The sequence below is a fragment of the Lysinibacillus sp. COL-1 genome (assembly GCF_059814265.1).
This window is the reverse complement of the sequence record NZ_JCAWSJ010000004.1, coordinates 3558485-3584185: the sequence shown is the minus strand read 5'-3', so window position 1 is coordinate 3584185 and position 25701 is coordinate 3558485. Positions and strand designations below refer to the sequence as shown.

Annotated in this window: 21 protein-coding genes and 1 riboswitch; of the genes, 20 read left to right on the top strand and 1 reads right to left on the bottom strand. The window is 37.9% G+C overall.

From position 1 onward, the window contains the following. The first annotated feature begins 199 nt into the window (after positions 1 to 199). The 15 genes from AC6BKE_RS26145 (at position 200) to AC6BKE_RS26075 (ending at position 18486) form a co-directional block, all read left to right on the top strand. The gene (locus tag AC6BKE_RS26145; RefSeq protein WP_499858275.1) at positions 200 to 2584 is read left to right on the top strand and encodes a 3-hydroxyacyl-CoA dehydrogenase/enoyl-CoA hydratase family protein; all 2385 of its coding nucleotides are present in this window, start codon (positions 200 to 202) and stop codon (positions 2582 to 2584) included. A gap of 49 nt (positions 2585 to 2633) precedes the next feature. Next, entirely contained in the window at positions 2634 to 3806 is a 1173-nt protein-coding gene (locus tag AC6BKE_RS26140) for an acetyl-CoA C-acetyltransferase (protein ID WP_058844823.1), read from the top strand. A gap of 126 nt (positions 3807 to 3932) precedes the next feature. Then, positions 3933 to 5717 carry an acyl-CoA dehydrogenase FadE gene (locus AC6BKE_RS26135; RefSeq protein ID WP_036119631.1) on the top strand — a complete coding sequence of 595 codons (1785 nt, stop codon included), beginning with the start codon at positions 3933 to 3935 and terminating at the stop codon, positions 5715 to 5717. Positions 5718 to 5948: 231 nt separating this feature from the next. Further along, positions 5949 to 6305 carry an arsenate reductase family protein gene (locus AC6BKE_RS26130; protein ID WP_036119632.1) on the top strand — a complete coding sequence of 119 codons (357 nt, stop codon included), beginning with the start codon at positions 5949 to 5951 and terminating at the stop codon, positions 6303 to 6305. 206 nt (positions 6306 to 6511) lie between these two features. Further along, on the top strand, positions 6512 to 6892 hold the full coding sequence (gcvH, locus tag AC6BKE_RS26125) for a glycine cleavage system protein GcvH (RefSeq protein WP_036119635.1): 381 nt from the start codon (positions 6512 to 6514) through the stop codon (positions 6890 to 6892). A 91-nt stretch (positions 6893 to 6983) separates the two neighbouring features. Further along, positions 6984 to 7325: a toprim domain-containing protein gene (locus AC6BKE_RS26120; RefSeq protein WP_036119638.1), complete on the top strand. Its 342-nt coding sequence runs from the start codon at positions 6984 to 6986 to the stop codon at positions 7323 to 7325. A gap of 14 nt (positions 7326 to 7339) precedes the next feature. Beyond that, positions 7340 to 7651, top strand: coding sequence for a thioredoxin family protein (locus tag AC6BKE_RS26115; protein ID WP_036119641.1), 312 nt, complete (start codon positions 7340 to 7342; stop codon positions 7649 to 7651). A gap of 56 nt (positions 7652 to 7707) precedes the next feature. Then, a riboswitch (SAM riboswitch) is annotated at positions 7708 to 7811 on the top strand. Positions 7812 to 7894: 83 nt separating this feature from the next. Next, positions 7895 to 8923, top strand: a complete 1029-nt coding sequence (locus tag AC6BKE_RS26110; protein WP_036119655.1) for a methionine ABC transporter ATP-binding protein — start codon at positions 7895 to 7897, stop codon at positions 8921 to 8923. Further along, positions 8913 to 9581, top strand: a complete 669-nt coding sequence (locus AC6BKE_RS26105; protein ID WP_036119643.1) for a methionine ABC transporter permease — start codon at positions 8913 to 8915, stop codon at positions 9579 to 9581. Before AC6BKE_RS26110 ends, AC6BKE_RS26105 begins: the two co-directional genes overlap by 11 nt. 70 nt (positions 9582 to 9651) lie before the next feature. Then, on the top strand, positions 9652 to 10500 hold the full coding sequence (locus AC6BKE_RS26100; RefSeq protein WP_036119645.1) for a MetQ/NlpA family ABC transporter substrate-binding protein: 849 nt from the start codon (positions 9652 to 9654) through the stop codon (positions 10498 to 10500). A 528-nt stretch (positions 10501 to 11028) separates the two neighbouring features. Next, the gene (locus AC6BKE_RS26095; RefSeq protein WP_499858274.1) at positions 11029 to 12354 is read left to right on the top strand and encodes a nucleotide sugar dehydrogenase; all 1326 of its coding nucleotides are present in this window, start codon (positions 11029 to 11031) and stop codon (positions 12352 to 12354) included. A 16-nt stretch (positions 12355 to 12370) separates the two neighbouring features. After that, positions 12371 to 13801 (top strand): polysaccharide deacetylase family protein, encoded by a 1431-nt coding sequence (locus AC6BKE_RS26090; RefSeq protein WP_230593769.1) that lies wholly within the window; start codon positions 12371 to 12373, stop codon positions 13799 to 13801. Next, positions 13798 to 15669, top strand: a complete 1872-nt coding sequence (locus AC6BKE_RS26085; RefSeq protein WP_499858273.1) for a glycosyltransferase family 2 protein — start codon at positions 13798 to 13800, stop codon at positions 15667 to 15669. The genes AC6BKE_RS26090 and AC6BKE_RS26085 overlap by 4 nt, the downstream gene beginning before the upstream one ends. Then, entirely contained in the window at positions 15666 to 17417 is a 1752-nt protein-coding gene (locus AC6BKE_RS26080) for a polysaccharide deacetylase family protein (protein ID WP_499858272.1), read from the top strand. Before AC6BKE_RS26085 ends, AC6BKE_RS26080 begins: the two co-directional genes overlap by 4 nt. A gap of 22 nt (positions 17418 to 17439) precedes the next feature. Continuing rightward, complete coding sequence (locus AC6BKE_RS26075) at positions 17440 to 18486, top strand: glycosyl hydrolase family 18 protein (RefSeq protein WP_230593772.1); 1047 nt, start codon at positions 17440 to 17442, stop codon at positions 18484 to 18486. 510 nt (positions 18487 to 18996) lie between these two features. On the opposite strand, the gene gltC is transcribed toward AC6BKE_RS26075, so the two are convergent. After that, the gene (gene gltC, locus AC6BKE_RS26070; RefSeq protein ID WP_036119678.1) at positions 18997 to 19899 is read right to left on the bottom strand and encodes a glutamate biosynthesis transcriptional regulator GltC; all 903 of its coding nucleotides are present in this window, start codon (positions 19897 to 19899) and stop codon (positions 18997 to 18999) included. A 526-nt stretch (positions 19900 to 20425) separates the two neighbouring features. Here gltC and sufC point away from each other — a divergent pair. The 5 genes from sufC to sufB all read left to right on the top strand — a co-directional run bounded on the left by sufC (position 20426) and on the right by sufB (position 25674). Further along, positions 20426 to 21205, top strand: coding sequence for a Fe-S cluster assembly ATPase SufC (gene sufC, locus AC6BKE_RS26065; RefSeq protein ID WP_036119680.1), 780 nt, complete (start codon positions 20426 to 20428; stop codon positions 21203 to 21205). Positions 21206 to 21223: 18 nt separating this feature from the next. Then, complete coding sequence (gene sufD / locus AC6BKE_RS26060) at positions 21224 to 22531, top strand: Fe-S cluster assembly protein SufD (RefSeq protein ID WP_036119683.1); 1308 nt, start codon at positions 21224 to 21226, stop codon at positions 22529 to 22531. Beyond that, positions 22531 to 23760, top strand: a complete 1230-nt coding sequence (locus tag AC6BKE_RS26055; RefSeq protein ID WP_058844830.1) for a cysteine desulfurase — start codon at positions 22531 to 22533, stop codon at positions 23758 to 23760. Before sufD ends, AC6BKE_RS26055 begins: the two co-directional genes overlap by 1 nt. Then, the gene (sufU, locus tag AC6BKE_RS26050; protein ID WP_036119698.1) at positions 23750 to 24175 is read left to right on the top strand and encodes a Fe-S cluster assembly sulfur transfer protein SufU; all 426 of its coding nucleotides are present in this window, start codon (positions 23750 to 23752) and stop codon (positions 24173 to 24175) included. The genes AC6BKE_RS26055 and sufU overlap by 11 nt, the downstream gene beginning before the upstream one ends. Positions 24176 to 24276: 101 nt before the next feature. Further along, complete coding sequence (gene sufB, locus AC6BKE_RS26045; protein WP_271910798.1) at positions 24277 to 25674, top strand: Fe-S cluster assembly protein SufB; 1398 nt, start codon at positions 24277 to 24279, stop codon at positions 25672 to 25674. Positions 25675 to 25701: the final 27 nt, after the last annotated feature.

The window sequence follows — 25701 nt, the reverse complement described above, 5'->3', positions numbered from 1 at the left end:
CACTAAAAACAGAAAAGTAGTTTTATCTTCATTCATTAAGAGTTGTAATGGGAACGGAGATAAACCTTAGTAGTGCTTGGTTGAATGGAGTGAATCTCATCCAACAACAAGACAAAAATCCACTAAGGTACACTTGATATTTTTTTGGCCAAAAAATGAATGGCTATTCATTCAATGGGAGAATAAGGGGGAATTGCTTGTGACTTACAACATTAAAAAAGCAGCTGTTCTAGGTTCTGGGGTGATGGGCTCTGGAATTGCAGCACATTTAGCAAACATCGGTATACCAACATTACTATTGGATATCGCACCGAAGGAACTGACGCAAGAGGAAGAAGCAAAGGGTCTTTCTTTAGCGCATCCAGCTGTAAGAAATCGTATTGTAAACGGAGCTTTGCAAAAGTTATTAAAGCAAAAGCCAGCACCACTTACTTCTAAGAAAAATTTATCACTACTAACGGTTGGCAACTTTGAAGATGATCTAGGGAAACTAAAAGATGTAGATTGGATTATCGAAGTTGTTGTGGAAAATTTACCAATTAAACAAAGTCTCTATGAAAAAATTGATGCTGTTCGTACACAGGGAACAATCATTAGTTCAAACACATCTGGTATTAGTATTGATGCTATGGCAGAGGGACGTTCAGATGATTTTAAAAAGCATTTCCTTGGCACACACTTTTTCAACCCACCTCGCTATTTAAAATTACTAGAGGTGATTCCTGCTAATACAACTGCTCCTGAAGTAGTTAGTTTCATGAAAACATTTGGGGAAGATGTGCTTGGTAAAGGTGTTGTACTGGCGAAGGACACACCAAACTTTATTGCAAACCGCATTGGAACATATGGTTTACTGATCACATTACAGGAAATGTTAAAAGGTGGTTATTCAGTTGGTGAAGTAGACTCTGTAACAGGTCCACTTATTGGTCGTCCAAAATCTGCAACTTTCCGTACACTAGACGTTGTTGGTTTAGATACATTTATTCATGTAGCAAAAAATGTTTACGACCAAACAACAGGTGAGGAACAGCAAGTATTTGCAGTACCCGAATTTTTACAAAAAATGGTTGAAAACGGCTGGTTAGGTGCAAAATCGGGTCAAGGTTTCTTCTTAAAACAAGGAAAAGAGATACTTGAGATTGATCCAACAACATTATCGTATAGTCCAGCGAAAAAGTTAAAAACAGCTTCTATTGAAATGGCGAAACAAACACGTGGGTTAGCTAATAAAGTGAAGGCATTAACCTATGCAAAGGATCGTACAGGTGAGTTATTGTGGGGGATCTTTGCTCCAACATTAATTTACTCAGCACAGCTACACGGTGAAATTGCAGATGATGTTGTAGCCATTGATAATGCTATGAAATGGGGCTTCGGCTGGCAACAAGGACCATTTGAAATTTGGGATGCTATTGGTGTACAAGAATCTGTAGCAAAAATGGAGGCTGAAGGTCGAGAAGTCCCTGCATTTGTCAAAGAGATGTTAGCGAATGGCTTTGAGACATTTTATTCTGAATTAGATGGCGATTTAGCTTACTATGATGGTTCGCAATATGTGAAAGTTCCAGTCAATGAAAAAGAGATTAACTTAAAACGCTATAAGAAAAAGCATGGTGTTATTAAATCAAACACAGGTGCTAGTTTAATAGATTTAGGTGATGGAGTTGCACTGCTTGAGTTCCATTCACAATCGAACGCAATCGGTTTAGATATTATCCAAATGATTAACTTTGCGGTTGATGAAGTAGAGGCTAACTATAAGGGCTTAGTAATCGGCAATCAAGGGAAAAACTTCTGTGTAGGTGCAAATCTAGGGATGATTTTAGTAGAAGCACAGGATGATAATATTTTTGAGCTAGATTTCGTGATTAAGGCATTCCAAGATGCTATGCAAAAAATCAAATATTCACGTAAGCCTGTTGTGGCAGCACCTTTTGCCATGACATTGGGTGGAGGAGCAGAGGTTTGCTTACCAGCTGCACATATTCAAGCAACGATGGAAACGTATATGGGCTTAGTGGAAGTTGGCGTTGGTTTAATTCCAGGCGGCGGTGGTAATAAAGCGCTTTATCAAAAATTCCTAAAGGGCTTACCGAACGGCGTAGATGTAGACTATCAACATATTGCTAATAAAGTATTTGAAACAATTGCAATGGCGAAGGTTTCAACTTCTGGTGAGGAAGCACGTGAAAATAACTTCTTAAACTTTGCAGATGGTATTTCTGTTAACCCAGACCATCAATTATATGATGCGAAGCAGGCTGCATTAGCGCTTTACGAAGCGGGCTATCAACCACCTGTACCAACAAAAGTGCCAGTGGTCGGTGCATCAGGCTACGGAACATTACTCATCGGTGCGCAAGGCATGTTTGAGTCAGGCTTTATTAGCGAACATGATTTAAAAATTGCTAAAAAATTAGCTTATGTCATTGCGGGTGGTAAGGTTCCGTACGGTACATTAGTTGACGAACAGTATCTATTGAACTTAGAGCGTGAGGCTTTCCTTAGCCTTGTTGCTGATCCACTTTCTCAGCAAAGAATGCAACACATGCTGTTAAAAGGTAAACCACTTCGTAACTAATTGACAAAATAGATCAATCTTGCATATGAAACAAAGGGGGATTAATACGATGCGTGAAGCCGTTATTGTAGCAGGAGCACGAACTCCAATTGGAAAAGCAAAAAAAGGTTCTTTAGCAACAGTAAGACCAGATGATTTTGGTGCTGTTGTAGTCAAAGAAACATTGAAAAGAGCGGGCTATGAAGGACCGATTGATGATTTAATTTTAGGCTGTGCGATGCCTGAAGCAGAGCAAGGGATGAATGTAGCACGTAGTATTGGGGCACTAGCAGGATTACCAGATACAACTCCTGCGCTAACGATTAATAGATTTTGTTCATCAGGTTTACAGGCAATTGCGTATGCAGCAGAACGAATTATGCTAGGTCATTCAAAGGTGATTCTAGCTGGCGGTGTCGAGTCTATGAGTATGGTGCCGATGGTGGGGAATACACCACGCTTAAATCCGACATTAGCTGAAACGGCTCCGCAATATTATATGGGTATGGGGCATACGGCTGAGGAAGTGGCTCGCCAGTACAATGTTAGTCGTGAAGATCAAGATGCTTTTGCAGTTCGCTCGCATGTTCTTGCTGAAAAGGCGATTAAAGAAGGCAAATTCAATGATGAAATTGTACCAATCGAAGTGGAACAGCATTACGTAGACGATCACAATAAACCACAAGTAAAAAAATTTACATTTAGTATGGATGAAGGTGTACGACCAGGTACATCAGTTGAAGGCTTAGCAAAATTGCGTCCAGCTTTCCATGTAAAGGGCAGTGTAACGGCTGGTAATGCCTCTCAAACTTCTGATGGTGCAGCAACTGTACTAGTGATGGATCGTGAGGAGGCCGAACAGCAAGGACTGACACCAATGGCAAAATTCCTAGGCTTTGCAGTTGGTGGTGTGCCTCCTGAAGTAATGGGAATTGGTCCGATTGTGGCAGTACCTAAAGCGTTAGAAATTGCAGGTTTATCCATAGATGACATTGATTTATGGGAAATCAATGAAGCATTTGCTTCTCAATCATTACAGGTAGTACGTCATTTAGGCATCGACCAAGAAAAAGTCAATGTCAATGGTGGAGCAATTGCATTAGGTCACCCTCTAGGTGCTACAGGAGCTATTTTAACGTTAAAGCTTATTCATGAATTGAAGCGTCAAGGGAAGAAATATGGCGTGGTGACAATGTGTATTGGCGGCGGCATGGGTGCTGCTGGTGTATTTGAAATTTTATAAAATTTTCTAGATCAGCTTGAGGTGTACGGTTTACGGTTGCCTCCGAACATGTTCACATCAAGCTTTTCTATACATGTTCATTTGGGGATTAAACAATCAAAATAGATATATTGGGAGGAATTTATCATGACTGAAAAAACAACTGATTTCATTAAAGGCGGCGGATTTCTAATTGAAGATGTGGAATTAAATCGTGTATTTACACCAGAAGATTTCACTGACGAGCATAAGATGATTGCTAAAACAACAGAGGAATATGTAGCAAATGAAGTTTTACCAGTAGTTGAAAATTTAGAGCACCATGAATTTGAGCATTCAGTGCGTCTCCTAAAAAGTGCAGGCGAATTAGGTTTGCTTGGAGCAGATGTGCCAGAAGAATATGAAGGGCTTGGACTAGACAAAGTTTCTTCAGCTTTAATTGCTGAGAAAATGTCTGTTGCAGGTGGTTTTTCCATCACACATGGTGCACATGTTGGGATTGGTTCACTACCAATCGTTCTATTTGGTAATGAAGATCAAAAGAAAAAATATTTACCTAAGCTTGCTTCAGGTGAATTAATCGCAGCATACGCATTAACAGAGCCAGGCTCAGGTTCAGATGCTCTAGGGGCAAAAACGACTGCGAAATTAAATGAGGCAGGCACACATTATATTTTAAATGGTGAGAAGCAATGGATTACAAATGCAGGCTTTGCTGACGTATTTGTTGTTTATGCAAAAATTGATGGTGATAAATTCTCTGCCTTTATCGTAGAACGTGCCTACAATGGCGTTTCAGTAGGCCCGGAAGAGAAGAAAATGGGGATTAAATCATCGTCAACTCGTACATTAGTATTAGAAGATGCGGAAGTACCTGTAGAAAATCTATTAGGTGAAATTGGTCGTGGGCATGTCATTGCCTTCAACATTTTAAATATTGGTCGTTATAAGCTTGGTGTGGGCACAATTGGTGGCTCTAAACGTGCATTGGAGTTAGCTATCCAGTATACAAACCAACGTCAGCAATTTAAAACAAAGCTTTCTGATTTCAATCTAACAAAAGAGAAATTGTCAACAATGGCTTCTCAATTGTACGCGTCCGAATCATTAAACTATCGTACTGTTGGTCTATTTGAGGATCGTTTAAGCCAGTTAAGCCTTGAAGAGCAAAAGCAAGGAAAAGTAATTGCAGGTGCTATTGCTGAGTATGCAATTGAATGCTCTATTGCGAAAGTATTTGGGTCGGAAACATTAGATTATATTGCAGATGAAGCCGTACAATTACATGGCGGTTATGGCTTTATGGCTGAATATGAGGTAGAGCGTATTTACCGTGATTCTCGTATTAATCGAATTTTTGAAGGTACAAATGAAATTAACCGCATGATTGTCCCTGGCACATTTATGAAAAAGGCGCTAAAAGGCGAGCTTCCTTTATTACAAGTTGCTCAAAATTTACAGCAAGAGCTGCTAATGTTAATGCCAGAAGATATCGGTACAGAGCCACTAGCACAAGAAAAATATTTAGTGAAAAATGCTAAGAAGATTGCTGTATTAGCTGCAGGCTTAGCAGCACAACGCTTTGGTGCGAAGCTTGATCAGGAGCAAGAGGTATTAGTGAATATTGCTAATATCGCTAACCAATTATTTGCAATGGAGTCAGCTGTCTTACGTACAGAAAAGGCAATTGCTCGTGATGGCGCTGAAAAAGCACAGCAGAAATTGCTATACACGCAAATCTTCTGCCAAGAAGCATTCACAGAAATCGAAAAAGAAGCAAAAGACACAATTCTTGCTTCAGCAGATGGCGATGCAGCACGTATGACATTATCTGCACTTCGTAAATTAACACGCAATAATCCTTATAACTTAATTGCGAAGAAACGTGAAGCTTCTGTTAAACTAATCGAAGCTGAAAAATATATTGTTTAATAGCATACACTTTCACTTAGCTATCTGTAAGAGGATAGCTAGGTTTTTTTATGAGAGATGGATAGAAGCGTGAAACTGACGGATAGAACAGCTAGATTGACGGATAAAATGGAGAAAGTGATGAATAGAACAGCAAAACGGATGGATAGGCTTACGAAAATGAGAGAAGTTCCACCATTCGAAACAATTATGATGGTATACTACAGAAAAAGACAGTAGAGGAGCATTTTAATGACGATTCAATTTATCCATTATCCGAAATGTACGACATGTAAAAAAGCACAAAAGTGGTTAAATGATCATGAGGTTTCCTATGAAGAGGTACACATTGTAGAGCAATCGCCAACAAAGGATGAAATAACAGCCATTTGGCAAGCCAGTGGACTGCCTTTGAAGAAATTTTTTAATACATCGGGTATGAAATATCGTGAGCTTGGTTTAAAGGACAAGCTAGCGGAAATGACTGAAGATGAGCAGCTGGAGCTACTTGCTTCTGATGGGATGTTAATCAAACGTCCAATCGTAACGGATGGCCAAAAAGTAACGCTAGGGTTTAAAGAATCAGATTTTGAGCAAACTTGGAAATAGCCGTATTTAAACAGGATCGAACGACTCTTCTAACCGAGATAAAGTCACTGGCAGATGTCACAAATTTTTAACAGAGATGTATTTCAAGTAACTTGAAAAAATTGTGGACTGCAATTAAGCTGGCACGTAATTGAATCTTGTTTTTATAGGAGAAGTATGGCACACTGAAAGTGAATATATTACATATTTATGGAGGGGTTTTTTGCATGAGCACACCTAAAGACTTACGTTATTCTGAAGAACATGAATGGGTAAAAACAGAAGATGGAAAAGTACGTATTGGTATTACTCACTTCGCACAATCTGAATTAGGAGATATCGTTTTCGTTGAGCTTCCACAAGTTGGCGACGAAATCAAAACAGATGATCCATTCGGTAGCGTAGAATCAGTTAAAACTGTTTCTGAATTGTATGCACCAATCTCAGGTACTGTAGTTGAAGTAAATGCAGATTTAGAAGATAGCCCAGAATTCGTTAATGAATCACCATATGAAAAAGCATGGATGATCGTTGTGGAGCCTGCTGATGCATCAGAAGTTGAAAAACTAATGACAGCAGAGCAATACGAAGAAATGATCGCTGAATAAGACAAGCTATAATCGAAAAACGTCGGAAACTACCGGCGTTTTTTGTTATATAATGACTTATAAGTGGGTATGTCTAAATGGAGGTGGCGTAATGTTCGAGGGAAAATGCTTAATAGTAGAAGGACGCTCAGATAAGCTACAAATTGAGCCAATTTTAAATGAGAATGTTACAATACTATGTACGAATGGTACAATTGGTGTGCATCAATTAGAAGAGCTGCTTGATCCCTATGAGAGCTGTGAGCTATTTACTTTTTTTGATGCAGATACTTCAGGCGATAAGCTACGTGCATTAATGGACAGACATTATCCAGAGGCAGAGCATTTACGTACAATGCCAACCTATAAGGAAGTAGAGACGACACCAAGAAAAGTGTTAGCGATGATATTACTGCGTGCACATTTTTCAATCCATAATGAATATATTTTGTAAGGTTGCGTGAGGAAATGGAAGAATGGTCAAAAGAGCAGTGGGAAACGGCTAAACAGTCTGGACAGAAAGCTGCATTTTATTTATATACACCGATGTGTGGAACGTGTGCAGTGGCATCTAAAATGATGGCCATTATTGAACAATTACTGCCACAGCTACCAATAGGTAAAGCGAATATAAATTTTTTAGAGCATGTTGCTGTTGAGCACCAAATTGAAAGTGTTCCGTGTTTACTTGTTAGTGATGGCGGAAAAGTGACAGATAAGATTTATGCTTTTCAATCCGTACCATTTTTATACGAATTGTTAAAAAAATCAATTGACTGAACTTTACTAGCGTGGTAAAGTATCAAATATATTACTAAAACATTAAATATATCGAACTCTTATAAAGAGTGGCGGAGGGAAGTGCCCTATGAAGCCCGGCAACCATCACAAAGTGAAAAGGTGCCAAATCACTCAAAGATTTTTCTTTGAAAGATGAGAGAACGGTTTAACGTTATTATACGTGACCCCTTCTACTTGTCTGTGAGTGAAGGGGTTTTCTATATGAGAAAAGGAGTATTCGCTATGATCCAGCTTCAAAATATTACGAAGAAGTACAAAACAGCAAATGGCGAATTAACGGCAGTCAAAGACGTCAACCTTACCATCAATAAAGGTGAAATTTTTGGCATTATCGGCTATAGTGGCGCTGGTAAAAGTACCATGATTCGTTTATTAAACGGTTTAGAGAAACCGACAACAGGAACAGTAACGGTGAACAGTCAAGAGTTTTCATCGATTAAAGGGCAAAAGCTTAGAGCAGCTAGACAAAAGGTAAGTATGATTTTCCAACATTTCAATTTACTTTGGTCTAGAACAGTTGCCGAAAATATTGCATTTCCACTAGAAATAGCAGGTGTTTCAAAGGCTCAACGTGAAGCACGAGTGAAGGAATTAATTGCACTTGTTGGTCTAGAGGGACGTGACAGGGCATATCCATCCCAGCTTTCTGGTGGACAAAAGCAGCGTGTAGGGATTGCCCGTGCATTAGCGAATAATCCAGAGGTTTTACTATGTGATGAGGCGACTTCCGCACTCGATCCTGAAACGACGGATGCCATTCTTGATTTACTCGTTGATATCAATGAACGTTTAGGCCTAACAATCGTTTTGATTACCCATGAAATGCATGTCATCCGCAAAATTTGTCATCGTGTAGCGGTCATGGAGGCAGGCGAAATAGTGGAACGTGGTGAGGTATTGCAAGTTTTCCAAGCACCACAAGCGGCTATCACTAAAAAATTCGTATCTCAGATTACAGATACAAAGGAAACACAGGATACGGTGGCACAAATCAAAACAAATTATCCAACTGGACAACTTGTTAAACTGATTTTTGTTGGTGAAAAGACCGAGCAGCCGGTTATCTCACATCTTGTGAAACAATTTGATGTAGAAGTAAGCATTGTTCATGGTAATATTTCGCAAACGAAAAACGGTGCATACGGTACACTGATTGTGCAAATTGATGGCTCGAAGACAAATGTGGCTGAAGCCCTTCGTTATTTAAATACAGTCGAAGTACAAACGGAGGTGATCGCAAATGCTAACTAATCTTTTTCCAAACGTAGACTGGGAAAATATGTGGCAAGCTATGTATGAAACATTGTACATGACGGCAATTTCTACAGTTGTCACATTTATTCTTGGGTTAGTCATTGGGATCGTTCTATTTTTAACAAGCCCTAATCAGCTATGGGCTAATAAAATGGTTAACTTTTTAACGGGTTCAATCGTTAATATTTTCCGCTCCATCCCATTTATCGTGTTAATTATTTTATTAATTCCATTTACGAAATTCTTACTTGGTACGATTCGGGGAGCAAATGCGGCATTACCTGCTCTAATTATCGGTGCAGCCCCGTTCTACGCTCGTATGGTATTGATTGCGTTACGTGAAATAGATAAAGGTGTCATTGAAGCAGCCCGTTCAATGGGGGCAAAAACATCCACAATTATTTGGAAAGTACTGATCCCTGAATCTTTACCAGCACTAATTTCAGGAATTACTGTAACGGCTGTTGCCCTCGTTGGTTATACTGCAATGGCAGGGATTATCGGTGCAGGTGGTCTTGGTAACTTAGCTTTCCTAGACGGCTTCCAACGAAATCGCCAAGATGTGACATTAATGGCAACTATTTTGATCTTAGTAGTTGTATTTATCATTCAATGGATTGGTGATCTCATAACGGTGAAGATTGATAAACGTTAGTAAGACTAAAAGAGGTTATTCCGGTTCTAACCGCTAACATATTTGAAACAAATAAAAGGGAGTGTCATAAATGAAAAAGTTATTAGCAGGATTATTTTTATCTATACTTGTACTAGCATTAGCAGCTTGTGGTACAGATAAAAAGGAAGATGCCAATTCAGCATCTGATCAAACAGATAGTAAAGACAATGTAACATTAAAAGTAGGTGCTTCTAATACACCACACGCAGTCATCCTAGATAAAGCAAAACCAATTTTAGCTAAAGAAGGCATCGACCTTGAAATTGAAACTTATACAGATTATGTTCTTCCAAACCAAGATCTAGATTCAAAAACACTTGATGCAAACTATTTCCAACATATTCCATACTTGGAGTTACAAATTAAAGATAATGGCTATGATTTCGTGAATGCTGGTGGCGTTCATATTGAACCAATCGGTATTTACTCAAAAAAATATAAAACTTTAGAAGATCTGCCTGAAGGCGCAACAATCTTACTTTCTAACTCAGTATCAGACCACGGTCGTATGCTATCATTACTGGAAGCTAAAGGCTTAATTAAATTAAAAGAAGGTATTGATAAAACGGCAGCAGAAATAAAGGATATTGAAGAAAATCCTAAAAACTTTAAATTCGATGCGAATACTGCACCAGAAATGCTTGTACAAATGTATGAAAATGATGAGGGCGATGCAGTACTTATCAACTCTAACTTTGCGATCGATAATGGTTTAAATCCAATCGAAGATGCTATTTCTCTTGAAGACAAAGAATCTCCATATGTGAATATTATCGCAGTACGTGCAGGCGACGAAACAAGACCAGAAATTAAAAAATTATTAGAAGTATTAACTTCTAAAGAAATCCAAGACTTCATTTTAGAAGAATGGAAAGGTGCAGTAGTACCAGTACAATAATTAAAAGGGTAAGTGAGTGATCTAACTCACTTACTTTTTTATTAGCCCCCTCAAGTATCGCTCATTAATGATACTTGGGGGTTATTTTTATTGCAATTATTAAAAAGTTGATTTATCAACTATTAACATCAATCAGTGTTGTTTTTAATCAAATTATTTTAGAGTTAGAAAGTAATTCTGAAATTATTTGTTAAATAGGATGAACATTATTGCACAAATATTATTAGATTTCATAAAATATAGGTGTTTATGAGTATATTTTATAATTGTTTAGAAATTGTTTAGTTATAATTAGTACTATATAAATGTTGATGAAGTTTTTTTGAGTTAAATTTATTTTTTTAATCTATTTTGACTAGAAAAATCATACGTAAGTATGTAGCGATGAAAGGAGTCTGTACAGTACGATGATGAGAAGTGACAAATTACTTTGCAAAATGCTTGCCATGAATAACTATGGTCAAATGAAGCTGTAACGAAAAGAACGATGACAATGGACTACTAGATTAGATAAAGGAGTAATTTTTTATGACAATTGAAACGACATCATTAAGCAAAGCTTTATTAAAAAAAATCCACACAAAAAAAGCTACAATTGGGGTTATTGGGCTTGGCTATGTAGGGTTACCATTTGCAGTGGAAATGGTTCGAAGTGGGTTTCAGGTGATAGGCTTTGATAAAAACCAAGATAAAATCATGCAGTTACAAAATGGTCATAGCTATATCGCTGATCTACCTAAAGAAAATATACAGCAAATGCTAAAGAGTAATCAATTTGAGCCAACGAATGATTTTTCTAAGCTTTCACAAGTGGATGTCGTTATGATTTGTGTGCCTACACCTACTTCTGCAGAAGGAACTCCCGATATTTCATATATAAAAGAGGCAACACATACCATCGGACAATATATAAAGACGAATGGGTTAGTTATTCTTGAAAGTACAACGTATCCTGGGACAACAGAAGAAATTGTCCAGCCTATTTTAGAAAACTATGGTTTTGTGATTGGTCAAAATTTATTTTTAGCCTATTCACCAGAACGTGTGGATCCAGGAAATATCAACTTTTCCGTATCAAATACGCCTAAAGTGGTTGGTGGAATAACTGCAGCATGCTTAGAAGTATCAAAGATCTTTTATGAAACAGTCATTCATACCAATGTTTGTCCTGTTTCAAGCCCAAGAGTGGCTGAGATGGAGAAATTGCTGGAAAATACATTTCGTCAAATTAATATTGCCCTTGTCAACGAGTTAAGTCAGATTTGCTACAAAATGGATATCGATATTTGGGAAGTCATTCATGCAGCTTCTACAAAGCCATATGGTTTTATGCCATTTACACCTGGACCAGGAGTAGGAGGGCATTGTATTCCAGTCGATCCTAAATACTTATTGTGGGCAGGACAACAACACGGGATCTCGGCAACGCTAATTGAAGCGGCAGATAAAGTCAATGATTCCATGCCTCATTTTGTTGTGAACAGATTAGAAAACTACTTACGTCTACAAAGTAAAGAGCTGTGTAAGGCAAACATTGTTGTCATTGGCGTTACTTATAAGCCCAATATAAATGATTCACGTGAATCTCCAGCACTTCGTGTTATTCAACAACTACTAGATAATCAGTGTCAGTTAAAGATTATCGATCCTTTTATTGAAACCTTTTCTGTAGAGCAAGCTCTTGTCAAGACGGACCTACTAACAGTAGAAATAATCCAACAGGCAGACGCAGTATTAATTTTAACGAATCATTCAGATATTGATTACTCTTTAATTGACCAACAGGCTTCTTTAATTTTTGATACACGAAATACCCATTTTCTGTTTAAAAATAAAAATTATTACAAATTATAAGGAGAATTCATGGGAAATGAAACAACTTAAACTATGTGGTCTGCTCATTCTACTGTTGTTAGCAGGCTGTCAATCTACTCCTAAAGAAACGATTCACCCAGTTGATTCTACCATAGACGTCAAAAAATCTGATGGTACTATGAGTGACTTAATCAGTCATGCCAATATAGTTGTGCCAAAGGTTGCCTTAACATTTAATGGCTTCGCAGATAATGAAACGATGGAGTTACTACTGACAAAATTAGATGAATCGAATATGAAAGCAACCTTTTTTCTAGAGGGGATGCGTGTTGCTCAGGAGCCAGAGCTTGTTAAAGAAATATTAAAAAGGGGACATGAGGTGCAAAATGGTACATTGACATTTCCAGATGTATCAACTTTAGATTATGACCAAACGTATGAAGAAATCGTTTTAACCAATCAAATTTTTAAAGAGCATTTAGGTTATACACCACAATTTGTTCGCAGTCGCTCAGGTGATGTTACCGATAATATGCGCTTAGCAGCAGCAGCACTAAATATGAAGGCCGTTATTGGATTATCTATTAATCCACTTGATCGAAAAATGCAAAGTGCTCAGGAATTGATCGACTATATCGGCCAATATATTGATAGGGGCTCTATTATTCATCTCAACACATACATTAACCCTGCTATTATGGATGCCATTCCTTTATTAGCCCAATTAGCGAATGAACGGGAGTATACCTTTACTACTTTAAGTGATTTATTAGATGAGCGCTATTTAACAAAGTCTGTAGAAGAGATAGCTGGTTATGATGCTGTTAGCCCCAATTTAAATTATGAGCAGGTCAAGCCGAATTTATATTATCGGAAAGAGACGACTAAAAAGGAGATTGCGATTACTTTTGATGACTGGGCACATGAAAAAAGAGTAAAAGAAGTGTTGGATATTTTACGTAAATATGAAATCAAAAGCACCTTTTTCTTGATCGGTAGTGGCGTGGAGAAAAATCCACAATTAGCAAAGATGATTGTAGAGGAAGGTCATGAGGTAGCTAGTCACTCCTATTACCATCTAGATGTTACGAAAATGACACCCGAAGATTTACAGGACGATTTAGTAAAAGCACATAGGGCTTTGACCTATGCGCTACAAGAGCCACCTCTACTCTATTTTAGACCAGCACAAGGCATAATGGATGAGCGAACAGCCAAAATCATCACTGCTGCGGGCATTAAAACGATTGCTATGTATGATATAGCTTCTTTTGATTGGAATTTAGAGTATACAGCACAAGACATTTATGATCGAGTGATGTCTAGGGTCGGGCCAGGAAAGGTCATTGTCATGCACATTTTAGATGGAACTAATACGGTAGAAGCACTGCCACTCATCATTGAAAAGCTGCAACAAGATGGTTACAGCTTTAGTAAAATGTCGACTTGGATTGAAGAAGATTCAAATAGGGATGTGAATGAATGATGAAAACGAAAAAAGAGGTTTTAACCATACCACGCTCTGATCGTCGGATTTTATCAAATATTCCTGATCCCGAAAATGTACGGAGCCTTGTCAATCGGCGTGGCGCATCCTACCAGAAAGATGAAATTGATCCTGCCGATGTGAATGAAATTTATCGGCTCCAACAACTAAGCTTGCGCTATGAAACTCATTTTGAGGTGCAAATTAAACGAGCACGACGTCAAGTGAGTTCAGACAAATACTATGCGGAGGATATTTCAGTAACAGGTATCCTTGTTTACACGAATCAGCCCCATCATTTACTCATCGATGAAATTTTAACAATGAATTTTACAATACCAGGTGGAGCGATGCCTGAGGGCTATGAAGCTAAAGTAAAGTTAAAGGCTAAGGTTAAACGTTTTTTTACGAAAGAGATAGATGGACAAATCCGGTATTACGTTGCCTGTGAATTTTTACAGCCTTTGAATGAATATATGACAAAAAAACGTTGGGGCATTTCTATTTTTATGGCCAGTTTATTTTTATTGGTTGTATCACTTATTGTCATGTTAATGCGAGCCGAAAGTGTGATTTACTTTAGGTTTAATAAATTTTTATATTTATATAGTATTATTGCGGCTACGTTTCTACTAAGTAGATATATATTTGGTATTTTCTATAAGAATGTACCAATCAATCCGAAGTTTGAACCAGGTGTATCGATTATTATCCCCGTGTTTAATGAGGAAGAATGGATTCATCGCACAATTTCAAGCTGTATCAATCAATATTATCCAGTAGATAAATTAGAAGTCATTGTTGTGGATGATTGTTCAACAGATCGTACGGAAGAAAAGGCAAAGGACATGATTGACCTTATTCATCAAGAGGGCCAGCGTTTTAGGACAAATGATCGCTTACAGTTTTATAAGCTGCCACAAAATGGAGGGAAACGTGAAGCGTTAGTAGCTGGTGTTCATCAAGCAAAGCATGATTTAGTTGTTTTTGTGGATTCAGATAGCTTTTTAGAGCCACATGCAATCCGCAATTTAGTACAGCCATTTCAAGATCCTAAAATGGGCGGTGTAGCTGGCCGAACTGAGGTTGAAAATAAATTTACGAATGCTCTAACGAAATTACAAACGGTCCGTTATTATATCGCCTTCCGCATTATGAAAGCGGCTGAATCATGGTTTGATACGGTTACTTGCTTATCTGGGCCATTAGCATGTTATCGAAAAGAGCTTATTTTAAAAAATGAAAAGGCCTGGCTCAATCAAAAATTTCTTGGTCAGCCAGCGACATTTGGTGATGATCGCAGTATGACTAACTATATTTTGAAAACGCATCGAACAGGTTATCAGGACAATGCCATTTGCTCAACGATCGTACCCTCTGACACAAAAGTTTTTTTATCACAGCAAATGAGATGGAAACGCTCTTGGCTAAGAGAATCATTACGAGCATTTTTATTTATGTGGAAAAAAGAACCGTTTATGTTCCTTTTCTTCATTATTGGTTTAATTGTGCCGATTGCTGCACCAATTGTCGTTGTTTATAACTTAATTTATGTACCACTGATGTATGGTATTTTTCCAACCACTTTTTTAATTGGCTTACTACTAATGGCCATGCTAATGAGTTTGGCTCATTTATTCTTTAGAAAAAGTAAATTATGGGGATTTGGCTTTATCTTTGTTCTCTATTATGAATTTATTTTGCTTTGGCAGATGCCAGTTGCTTGGGTGACGTTTTGGAAATCTACATGGGGGACAAGGGAGACACCTCAGGACATTCTCGCGAAAGAAAAGAAAATGGAAAAGCAAAAATTACGAAAATCCCGATTTTTGATGTTAAAAATTAGAAAAATGGGTGAGAAGGAATGAATGAGAGAAATATAGAACTCCAGCCAGCAAAAAAAAATCGTCGAAAAATCATCCGTTCAATCGTGCAATTAATCATTGTAGTTTTGTTAGCTGTTATTTTAATAAAAGCTGTATTTTTAACAGAGAAACGAACAGCTGAAACGGTACTATTAAACAATAAAGAGGGCTTTATTGCCCTTTCCTATTTCGGTGTGAGTAGAAATGATTCACCTAAATATGTGTCCAAAAAGAATTTAGAAGAACAATTAACATTGCTAGAAAAGCAAGGTTATCAAACCATTACGCAACAGGATATTTTAGATTTTTATCAAAAAGATAAACCATTGCCAGAAAAAGCATTGTATTTATCGTTTGAGGATGGACGAACAGACTCCAGTATTTTTGCTCAAAATATTATGGAAAAATTAAATTATAAGGCGACGATGTTTACGTATGCTAATAAAATGGATACGCGAGACAATAAATTTTTAAAGCCTAAAGATTTAAAGCTAATGGAACGAAGCGGTTATTGGGAGCTAGGATCTAATGGATATAGGCTAACCTATATTAATATTTTTAATGATAAGGGACAGTCTCTTGGTGTGATTGATGAAAATAATGTACCAAATAAAACAACGATAGAATACTATAACCACTATTTAATGGACTTTATTCGAAATCAATATATGATTCCAAGTGAAACACGATTAGAGATGGAAAAACGCATTCGCAAGGATTACACATTGATGGAGGAAATCTATCAACAGGAGTTTGGCGAAGTGCCGAAAGCCTATGCAATTATGCATGCCAACTCACTGTATAACAATATGGACCCACTTGTTCAGCATGTCAATGATAAGGAAATTAAAGACAAGTTTCGTATGCACTTCAATTTAGAGTTAGGTGCCTATAATGATCGAGAGGCAGATTTGTATAATTTAAATCGCTTGCAAGTCTCCCCCTATTGGTCAACCAATCATGTCATGATGAAAATCCGTCAAGCTAGTAAACAAAATGTTGAATTCAAAATAGGGGATCTTTCATTAGCACAGAAGTGGGATGTAATGAACGGTGCTGCTGAATTTGAAAACAATGAAGTTACGTTAACATCAGCACCATCAAGTGAAGGGAGAATTCTCTTTAAGGAAGCCTTACCCGAAAACTATCAGGCGCATTTTACTTTTAAGGGAAATGTTGTGGGTCAGCAAGCCTTCTATATTAATTACGATGAAAAAACGAATAGCTATTTGCGAGTTGCATTAGTAGATAATGAGATTGTGATTAGCGAAAAATTACCAGGAGCAGGAATTGTTGAAAAGCAGCGTTTTCAGTTAAATGAAATAAAATGGAATGAAGAGGAATATGCCTTTAACAAAGCGACCGTTTATTCCTATCAAGATACACAAAATGGGTCACGGATTAATGACAAAGAATACCCAAGAAACTTAACGAAAAAAAGAGTATTTAACATTACCGTGAATAAGGATAAAATAGAAATAGATGTTGATAATGTATTATCCGGGACCGTTCAAATAAATCCATTGTTACAAGGGTCACAAATTGGATTTGGTGCATTGTACAGTAAAAAGGATACTTCACATGAACAGTATGCAGATGATATTTACGATACATTGATAGAGGATATATTAATTACAGACAGTAAAGATCAAACCATATTTACGAACCAATATACGAATTTTGAGAAGGTGAAGCATAAAACCATCACCATGTTTAATCATGTTGTGGATTTCTTTATTGAAACCTTCTAAATCGGGGTGAAATTTGATTCAAGTGAAGAACTTTGTATTGTTTATATGTATAGCACTACTATTTATCACTGCTTGTAGTAATAGTAAAGAGCCACCAGCTGAAGCAAAGGTAGGAATAAAGGACAAGGAGAAGCTTCGATTGTCCATCTGGTTACCAGAATGGCAAAATAAATCTGCGATGGAGGATGTGAAAAATTCTCTAGATGGATTACAAGATATACGGGTTTTTGGTGCTTATTTTAATAGCAAAGATGAACTATTATTAACTGAAAATGCGATTGACATGCTACAACAAACGCAGCAACAATTTAATGATTCCCATCCTGTAATCCTAACGCTTATCAATGATTATGTAACAGATAATGCCCCTTCTGTTCAAAAGGACAGTACGCTTTTGCATAGACTCGTGCAGGATTCTTCTGCGAGGCAAAAGCATATCAATAATATTTTGCAAGTAGTCGATCAATACCAAGTGAGTGGCATTGAGATTGATTATGAAAAGGTAGCACAGAAAGACCTTCGAAACTACATTCTTTTTTTAAAAGAGCTGTACAAAGCTCTTTCAAAAAAGGATGTGACATTACATGTCGTTCTAGAGCCAAGTTTTCCATTTAATATGAAATTGCCAAATGGACCAATCTATACTGTCATGGCCTATAATGTTCATGGCTATCATAGTGGTCCAGGTGCGAAGGCCACTTACTCTTTTCTCAATGATTTAGTGAGAAAAGTGAAGAAGTCCAATCAGGATTTAGCGATTGCCTTTGCTACAGGAGGCTTTGATTGGGTAGCCGAAGGTCAAATTGTTGCTTTAACAGAGCTTGAGGCTGAACAACTATTAGCTGAAACGAATGCAGTGAAGCAGCGTGATAAGGGGAGTGGGGCCGTTTATTTTACGTATGTAGATGATGACAATGTCAGTCATGAGGTTTGGTATGCAGATCAAGAAACACTTGAGAAATGGGTAAACTATATACAAAAAAGAAGCTATCATGACGTGGTGCTATGGCGTGCTGGAGGCTTAGGTGCAAGAACTTTACAATGGATCAGTGAGCAATCAATTGAATAGCATTCATGCAAAAAAATCGCCTTTTCAGGCGATTTTTTTCATAGTATTGAAAGTGAAAGGTGAAAAGGGCTTTTCGTTTTAGGAAACTTGCTTTCCGCTTGTTGTGCAGAATAAAAGCAGTTGCCCCCTGTCACGCTATCCTACGGGAGTCAAGTAGTCTGCCACTCTCATCTGCAAAGTGATAAAGGTTGCACAAATAAAATGATGGTGTTCATTACTCATTTAATCGATGGCTGTTGGGACCAATACTTCTTCACATTGAAAATAATAGCCTATCCTTTCTCTAATAATAGGCTATGTTCCTTAAGTTTAGTAAGAAAGACAAAATGCAGTATGGTTGATTAGAGTAGAGCCAGCGTCACTCTTAGGGATTAGCGTCACAGCGGAGACCTGGAGCGAACGCGGTGAGTGAAGCGGCTCATCGGATGCCCCTTGGAAAGGATGCTGGCGGAACGGAAATCAACCTCTCGCCTTGTCAAAAAGTCTTTCTCTGCTATTGACATCGCCTTTTTATTGGAATTGGGAAAGACGAGAAAAGAAATGTTTCACAAAATCTAAAAAGATTGCTTCAGATGGTGCGATTTCTCGATTTACGGGTGAGATAATGCCAACTGTTCTAGGTATTGTGGGTGATTCAATTGGAACCTTGACGGTAAATCGAGCGGCTGAATCATATAAGGAGCTTTCAGGTAATAGACTAACACCTATACCAGCAGCTACTAAACCTTTCAGTGCATCCAAATCCTCACCTTCTGAAATAACATTTGGTAAGAAGCCTGCAGCACGGCAAGCATCCATAGCTACTTTATGTAATATATAGCCATCTGGAAATAAGACAAATAAATCGTTTTTCAACTCTGCTAGCTGAATACTTTCCCTTTTAGCTAATGGGTGATTAGCGGGTAGTAGTGCGGCGATGTTCTCAGTGAACAGAATTGTGGACTGAATGGATTCGTCCTTAGGGGGTAATGGTCCCAAAAAGGCTAGGTTTAACTCCCGGTTTTTGACCGCATCAATTAAAAATCGATAAGATCCTTGACGTAGTTGGAATTGTAAATCGGGATATTCTCGTTTAAAGGCGGATATAACAGTAGGCAGAACATAGCTAGCCAAACTTGTTGGAAAGCCAATTTTAATAGAACCTTTGGCAGGATCCAAATATTCTTCTACTTGCTTTGCCGCAAAATCAATGGCCTTTAAGGCTGTAATGGTATGCTCAAGAAATGTTTTCCCAATGGGAGTTAATTTCACATTTCGACCAACGCGCTCGAACAATGGCGTGCCTAATTCATCTTCAAGGTTTGCGATTTGCCGACTGATGGCAGATTGGGCTACATGAAGATGCTCCGCGGCCTCTGAAATATGCTCCCGTTCAGCAACCTCTACAAAATAGCGTAATTGACGTAACTCCACAAATATTCACCTCTATTAATCTAAAAATAAGATTGATTTTACCTTAATTATATATTATTTAAGATGAAAAATGATTGTAAATGTCAAAATAATAATTAGAATATTATGTTATCTTGAGAGATGGATTTGGTTATTGAAGTCTAGAAGAAACTTTGCTTAAAATATCTTGTTTTTAATTGATTCCATTTTAATGAAATAGGTTATAGTATAGTTATGGTTGTTTATGCAAATTTGTCATAAAACCGCTACAATTAACACTTTCCAAGGGGTTTTCACTATGTAGCTAGATGAAATCTATTCTCAATTAGGGATATTTCATTGAAAATGAAGAAAGTCTATTCTCATTGTCTAGCTGAACTAGTAATAATCTGAAAATGCTTATAAATCCTTTGTTTTTCAATATTTTATTTGAGAAATGGGAAAGTAATTGAAATGGTTTGCATAGAGAACGATTTTCAGTTAAGATTAGAATGATAATAATTAAGGAATGGTTGACCCATTCACTGAACACTATGGAGGTATTTTCATGTCAACTTTAGTTATTAAAGATCTTCACGTTGCGATCGACGGGAAAGAGATTTTAAAAGGCGTAAATCTTACAATTAATACAAATGAAATTCACGCAATCATGGGGCCAAACGGAACTGGTAAATCGACACTAGCTTCTGCAATTATGGGTCATCCTAAATATGAAGTCACTTCAGGTACTGTAGAGCTTGATGGCGAAGATGTACTTGAAATGGAAGTGGACGAGCGTGCTCAAGCTGGTTTATTCCTAGCAATGCAATATCCATCAGAAATTGCTGGTGTAACAAATGCTGATTTCTTACGTTCGGCGATTAATGCACGTCGTGAAGAAGGCGATGAAATTTCATTAATGAAATTTATTCGTGAATTAGATAAAAATATGGATTTCCTAGAAATGCATGAAGATATGGCTCAACGTTATTTAAATGAAGGTTTCTCTGGCGGTGAGAAAAAACGTAATGAGATTCTTCAATTAATGATGATTAAACCAACATTTGCCATTTTAGACGAAATTGACTCTGGACTTGATATTGATGCATTAAAAGTAGTATCAAAAGGCATTAACGCAATGCGCGGTGAAGGCTTTGGCTGCTTAATGATCACACACTATCAACGTCTATTAAACTACATTACTCCAGATCATGTACACGTAATGATGCAAGGACGTGTTGTAAAATCTGGTGGTGCAGAGCTTGCACAACGCTTAGAAGCAGAAGGCTATGATTGGATTAAAAAAGAATTAGGTATCGAAGAAGAAGCAGAAGAACAAGAAGCATAAGAAGGAGGACGAACTAGCATGACAGTGGAACTTAACTTGCCTGTAACAGTACAGGACGTGCGCTCGTTCTCAGAAGCAAATGGTGAACCAACTTGGTTTACAGAACTTCGCGCGGCAGCACTAGACAAAGTAACTGGTTTAGATTTGCCAAAACCAGATAGAACGAATATTACAAAATGGGATTTCATGGAATTCCCGCAATTGGCGGTTCATAGTGAGGCATTCTCTTCATTGGATGCTCTACCTGAAGAAGCAAAAGGGTTAATTGACCTTGAATCACAAGAAAACCTATATATCCAACGTAATAATACACCAGCGTACATTAAGACATCGCAAGAACTTATTGATAAAGGTGTTATTTTTACTGATATTTTCACAGCAGTCCGTGAACATGGTGAACTTGTTCAAAAATACTTTATGACAGAAGCTGTTAAAGTGGAGGAGCATAAGTTAACAGCACTTCATACAGCGCTTGTTAATGGTGGTGTGTTTGTATACGTACCAAAGAACGTAATCATTGAGCAACCACTTCAAGTTGTTTTCCTAAACGATAATGCAGAAGCTTCATTATACAACCACGTTTTAGTAGTAGCGGAAGCTAATTCTGCTGTAACTTATGTAGAAACATATATTTCAACAATTGAAGAGGCAAAAGGTCAAGCAAATATTATTGCTGAAGTCGTTGTCCAAGATAATGCACAAGTAACATATGGTGCAGTAGATGTACTTGCAAAAGGCTTTACGACATACGTAAATCGTCGTGCACGATTAGCACGTGATGCAAAAGTTGACTGGGCTCTTGGTTTGATGAATGACTCAGATACAATCTCTGAAAACATTACACATTTAATTGGTGACGGTTCTCATGCAGATACAAAAACAGTAGTAGTTGGTCGTGGAGAACAAAAACTTAACTTCACTACGGAGGTTCGTCACTGGGGTAAAAACTCTAACGGGCATATCTTAAAGCATGGTGTAATGAAAGATGCAGCTCAATCAATCTTTAACGGTATTGGCTATATCGAGCATGGTGCGACAAAAGCAGATGCACAACAAGAATCACGTGTATTAATGTTGTCAGAAAAAGCTCGTGGGGATGCAAACCCAATTTTATTAATTGATGAAGATGATGTAACAGCAGGACACGCAGCGTCTGTTGGTCGAGTAGATCCATTACAGCTTTATTATTTAATGAGCCGTGGTATCTCAAAAGCAGAGGCAGAGCGCCTTGTTATCCATGGATTCCTTGCGCCAGTTGTTACGCAATTACCAATTGAGGGCGTTCAAAAGCAACTGACGGAGGTTATTGAAAGGAAAGTTCGCTAATGATGAATAAAGACATTAAAAGCTATTTCCCAATTTTAAATCAGGATGTCAACGGTCATAGACTTGTTTATCTTGATAGTGCTGCAACGTCTCAAAAACCTGTTCAAGTGATTGAAGCTATTAAAGCATATTATGAATTTGATAATTCTAATGTTCACCGTGGCGTGCATACATTAGGAAATCGTGCAACAGATAAATATGAAGGTGCACGTGAAAAAGTTCGTAAGTTTATCAATGCACAATCAACGCAGGAAATTATATTTACACGTGGCACAACAACGGCTTTAAATACGGTGGCGTCAAGTTATGGGCGTGCTAATGTCGTGGAGGGTGATGAAATTGTTATTACCCATATGGAGCATCACTCCAATATTATTCCTTGGCAACAGCTGGCTAAAGAGAAAAATGCAACATTGAAATACATTGAGCTAGAAGCGGATGGTACTATTAGTCTGGAAAAAGTTCGTGCAACAGTCACACCTAAAACAAAAATCGTTTCCGTATCTATGGCGTCAAACGTCCTTGGAACAATAAATCCAATTAAAGAAATTGCTCAAATTGCACATGCTAATGGTGCGGTTATGGTAGCCGATGGTGCACAAGCTGCCCCACATATGAAAATCGATGTGCAAGATTTGGATGTGGATTTCCTCGGATTCTCAGGGCATAAAATGTGCGGACCAACTGGAATAGGTGTACTATATGGTAAAAAGGAACACCTTGAAAAGATGGAGCCAATTGAGTTTGGTGGCGAAATGATTGATTTTGTCGGGCTTTATGATTCAACGTGGAAGGAATTACCGTGGAAATTTGAAGGTGGAACGCCTATTATTGCAGGTGCAATAGGTTTAGGTGCCGCTATTGATTTCTTAACTGACATTGGGCTAGATAATATTGCAGCACATGAGCATAAGCTTGTAGGCTACGCAATGGATCAGCTTGAGACAATTGACGGTTTGAAAATTTTCGGCCCACGTGATCCAATGAAGCGTTGTGGATTGGTGACATTTAACTTAGATGATGTACATCCACATGATGTTGCAACGGTGCTTGACATGAATGGGATTGCTGTTCGTGCAGGACATCATTGTGCACAGCCACTAATGAAATGTCTTCAGCAAGTAGCAACAGCGCGTGCAAGCTTCTATCTGTACAATACAGAGGAGGATATTGACCGTTTAGTTGCAGGGTTACGTTCTGCGAAGGAGTATTTTGGAGATGTCTTTTAATAATTTAGATCAACTATATCGTTCGGTCATTATGGATCACTATAAAAATCCTCGTAATAAAGGATCTTTAGAAGAGGATGCTGTAACGATTGATATGAACAATCCAACATGTGGCGACCGCATTCACTTAACATTAAAAGTGACTGACGGTATCGTAGAGGATGCAAAATTTGACGGCGAAGGCTGCTCTATTTCCATGTCCTCTGCATCGATGATGACACAGCTCATCAAAGGGAAAAAGGTTGAAGAAGCAATAGAGCTTTCAGATATTTTTTCTAAGATGATGATGGGGGAAGAGTATAGCGATAAATACGACCTTGAGGATGTAGAAGCACTGCAAGGTGTTTCACAATTTCCTGCACGAATTAAATGTGCGACATTAGCTTGGAAAGCAATGGAAAAAGGCGTGAAATAAATCTTACATCCTTGTTGCTTGGATGAAAGCAACATGGCTTTCATCCAAGACAAGGGTTGAATACCTGGAGAAAATACATCTCAGTGAACGGAGGAGAAACGATGGCTAAAAAAATGCCTGATATCGGCGATTACAAATACGGATTCCATGACAAGGACGTATCAATTTTCCGTTCAAAACGTGGTTTAACTGAAGAAATCGTCCGTGAAATTTCAAATATGAAACAAGAGCCAGAGTGGATGCTTGAGTACCGCTTAAAAGCACTTGAAACATTTTATACAAAACCAATGCCACAATGGGGTGGCGATCTTGGAGATTTAGATTTTGATGAAATTACGTACTATGTAAAACCATCAGAAGCTACACAACGATCATGGGATGAAGTACCTGAGGAAATCAAAGCTACATTTGATAAATTAGGTATTCCAGAAGCAGAACAAAAATATCTTGCTGGTGTATCAGCACAATATGAGTCTGAGGTAGTTTATCATAACATGAAAAAAGATCTTGAGGATCTTGGTATTGTGTTCAAAGATACTGACTCAGCTTTACGTGAAAACGAAGATATTTTCAAACAATATTGGGGCAAAGTGATTCCTTACACGGACAATAAATTTGCTGCATTAAACTCAGCTGTATGGTCAGGTGGATCATTTATCTATGTACCACCAGGTGTAAAAGTAGAAACACCATTACAAGCTTACTTCCGTATTAACTCTGAAAACATGGGTCAATTCGAACGTACATTAATTATCGTGGACGAGGGTGCACACGTACATTATGTTGAAGGTTGTACAGCGCCTGTTTATACAACAAACTCTTTACACTCTGCAGTTGTAGAAATTGTTGTACGTAAAGATGCTTATTGCCGTTATACAACGATTCAAAACTGGGCGAATAACGTTTACAATCTTGTAACGAAACGTACAGTTGTTGAAGAAAACGGTACAATGGAATGGATTGATGGTAACATCGGTTCTAAGTTAACAATGAAATACCCAGCATGTATCCTTAAAGGTGAAGGTGCTCGTGGTATGACATTATCCATTGCATTAGCAGGTAAAGGACAGCACCAACATGCTGGCGCAAAAATGATCCATATGGCACCAAACACATCTTCAACAATCGTATCGAAATCGATTGCTAAACAAGGTGGTAAGGTAACTTATATGGGACAAGTTCGTTTTGGTCCTAAAGCTAGTGGTGCACGTGCGAACATCGAATGTGACACACTGATCATGGACAATCAATCGACTTCTGATACAATTCCGTACAACGAGATCTTAAATGATAATGTTTCTTTAGAGCATGAAGCAAAAGTTTCAAAAGTATCTGAAGAGCAATTATTCTACTTAATGTCTCGCGGAATTTCTGAAGAAGAAGCGACAGAAATGATTGTAATGGGCTTCATCGAGCCATTCACAAAAGAACTACCAATGGAATACGCAGTAGAAATGAACCGTCTGATTAAATTCGAGATGGAAGGTTCTATCGGGTAATGTGATGAAAACGTGATGATAACAGGC

What these genes read in the sequence shown, in the direction of transcription:
- AC6BKE_RS26080 (WP_499858272.1), top strand. Translation starts at nt 15,666, where the DNA reads ATGAATGAGAGAAATATAGAACTCCAGCCAGCAAAAAAAAATCGTCGA.
- AC6BKE_RS26140 (WP_058844823.1), top strand. Translation starts at nt 2,634, where the DNA reads ATGCGTGAAGCCGTTATTGTAGCAGGAGCACGAACTCCAATTGGAAAA.
- sufD (WP_036119683.1), top strand. Translation starts at nt 21,224, where the DNA reads ATGACAGTGGAACTTAACTTGCCTGTAACAGTACAGGACGTGCGCTCG.
- AC6BKE_RS26110 (WP_036119655.1), top strand. Translation starts at nt 7,895, where the DNA reads ATGATCCAGCTTCAAAATATTACGAAGAAGTACAAAACAGCAAATGGC.
- AC6BKE_RS26095 (WP_499858274.1), top strand. Translation starts at nt 11,029, where the DNA reads ATGACAATTGAAACGACATCATTAAGCAAAGCTTTATTAAAAAAAATC.
- AC6BKE_RS26130 (WP_036119632.1), top strand. Translation starts at nt 5,949, where the DNA reads ATGACGATTCAATTTATCCATTATCCGAAATGTACGACATGTAAAAAA.
- sufU (WP_036119698.1), top strand. Translation starts at nt 23,750, where the DNA reads ATGTCTTTTAATAATTTAGATCAACTATATCGTTCGGTCATTATGGAT.
- AC6BKE_RS26085 (WP_499858273.1), top strand. Translation starts at nt 13,798, where the DNA reads ATGATGAAAACGAAAAAAGAGGTTTTAACCATACCACGCTCTGATCGT.
- AC6BKE_RS26105 (WP_036119643.1), top strand. Translation starts at nt 8,913, where the DNA reads ATGCTAACTAATCTTTTTCCAAACGTAGACTGGGAAAATATGTGGCAA.
- AC6BKE_RS26055 (WP_058844830.1), top strand. Translation starts at nt 22,531, where the DNA reads ATGATGAATAAAGACATTAAAAGCTATTTCCCAATTTTAAATCAGGAT.
- sufB (WP_271910798.1), top strand. Translation starts at nt 24,277, where the DNA reads ATGGCTAAAAAAATGCCTGATATCGGCGATTACAAATACGGATTCCAT.
- AC6BKE_RS26090 (WP_230593769.1), top strand. Translation starts at nt 12,371, where the DNA reads ATGAAACAACTTAAACTATGTGGTCTGCTCATTCTACTGTTGTTAGCA.
- gcvH (WP_036119635.1), top strand. Translation starts at nt 6,512, where the DNA reads ATGAGCACACCTAAAGACTTACGTTATTCTGAAGAACATGAATGGGTA.
- sufC (WP_036119680.1), top strand. Translation starts at nt 20,426, where the DNA reads ATGTCAACTTTAGTTATTAAAGATCTTCACGTTGCGATCGACGGGAAA.
- AC6BKE_RS26135 (WP_036119631.1), top strand. Translation starts at nt 3,933, where the DNA reads ATGACTGAAAAAACAACTGATTTCATTAAAGGCGGCGGATTTCTAATT.
- AC6BKE_RS26120 (WP_036119638.1), top strand. Translation starts at nt 6,984, where the DNA reads ATGTTCGAGGGAAAATGCTTAATAGTAGAAGGACGCTCAGATAAGCTA.
- AC6BKE_RS26115 (WP_036119641.1), top strand. Translation starts at nt 7,340, where the DNA reads ATGGAAGAATGGTCAAAAGAGCAGTGGGAAACGGCTAAACAGTCTGGA.
- AC6BKE_RS26100 (WP_036119645.1), top strand. Translation starts at nt 9,652, where the DNA reads ATGAAAAAGTTATTAGCAGGATTATTTTTATCTATACTTGTACTAGCA.